Genomic DNA, 1,361 nt, shown 5'->3' on the forward strand with positions numbered 1-1,361 from the left:
TCCGGGTTCCGATCGACACCAAAAACCACTGCACCTGTACTTAAGGCATAAAAGATGTTTCTACCTGTTCCGCAACCAGCATCTAAAATCATCTCACATTCGTCATAGGTGCCTTTAAGCATCTGGTCAAATAAATAGATATCTATGTTTCCGAAAGTATCTCGAATGTGCTGGTTTCTCATCGTCAGGCAAAGATAATTACATTATTTCAATTCAGATGTTAATCCTCATCGGCGACACCGGTATCAAATCTAATGCACCCGCTGTTATACTTTTCTCAACTTTTCTATTATGCTCTTTTCTCCCATTTAAACTCTCCATCAGCTGAGCATATAAGTCCTCTTGTTTCTCTTGATGTGGCTTAGGTTTTTTGATGGTTGGGCACTTACCTTTAGCTCAGATACGTTTACCATTACCTGTCCCAGCAGCGAATAACCGGCATTGGAGTACTTAAACTCAGCACCCGGTTTAGTGTTAATTTTCTTTATCTTTAATTCTGAAAGAAGACGTTATCTCTTTAATGATAGCGTTTCGATTGGACTGCCACTAGCGGAGACTATATTTGCTTTACCGTAATGAAAACTAACTGAATAAAAGACAATCTCTAACCTATGAAAAATCAAATTTGTTTAGCTGGGATGCTCGCAATTTTCACATTAAATCTATTTGGCCAGACCAAGAAGCCGGCAGCTGCAAATTTCACAAAATACGTTGATCCATATATAGGCACTGGTTTTCACGGACATGTCTTTGTGGGTGCCAGTGTACCGTTTGGGGCCGTACAATTGGGGCCGACCAATCTGTCTGAGGGCTGGGACTGGTCCTCTGGTTACCACATATCCGATTCCACCATCATCGGCTTTCAGCACACCCACCTGAGTGGTACGGGTATCGGCGACTTGGGCGACATATCCTTTATGCCCACCACAGGCGCAATTAAAGTGGTCAAAGGTACGATCGAAAATCTTAAAAACGGTTACACCTCCCTTTTTAGCCATGAGGATGAGATTGTAAAGCCTGGTTATTATAAAGTTAAGCTCAAACGGTATGACATTGGTGTAGAACTGACGGCTAGTACCCGGGTAGGAATGCACAAATACACTTTTCCGGCATCGAAAGAAGCGCACGTGGTCATCGATTTGAAAGAAGGGATCGGCTGGGACGAATCTTCAGAAACTTATATCAAGCAAGTTGATCAGCACACCATTGAGGGCTATCGTTTCTCTAACGGCTGGGCTGAATCCCAGCGGATTTATTTTACTGCAGTCTTTTCAAAACCGATCAAGTCCTTTACTGTCTACGATGATTCTACACAGAAGTTGGGTAACGAACTTAAAGGTAAAAAAGTGAAAGGTGTGTTG

Annotated in this window: 2 pseudogenes; one reads left to right on the plus strand and one right to left on the minus strand. The window is 42.5% G+C overall.

The features are described from left to right. Window positions 1-182, minus strand: a pseudogene (locus AC1DDX_RS27425) (class I SAM-dependent methyltransferase); the annotation flags it as partial. Between the two features lie 429 nt (window positions 183-611). Between AC1DDX_RS27425 and AC1DDX_RS27430 the strand changes: the two are divergent. Then, window positions 612-1,361 (plus strand): annotated as a pseudogene (locus tag AC1DDX_RS27430) (glycoside hydrolase family 92 protein); the annotation flags it as partial.

The organism is Pedobacter sp. 10L46_2 (genome assembly GCF_056395165.1).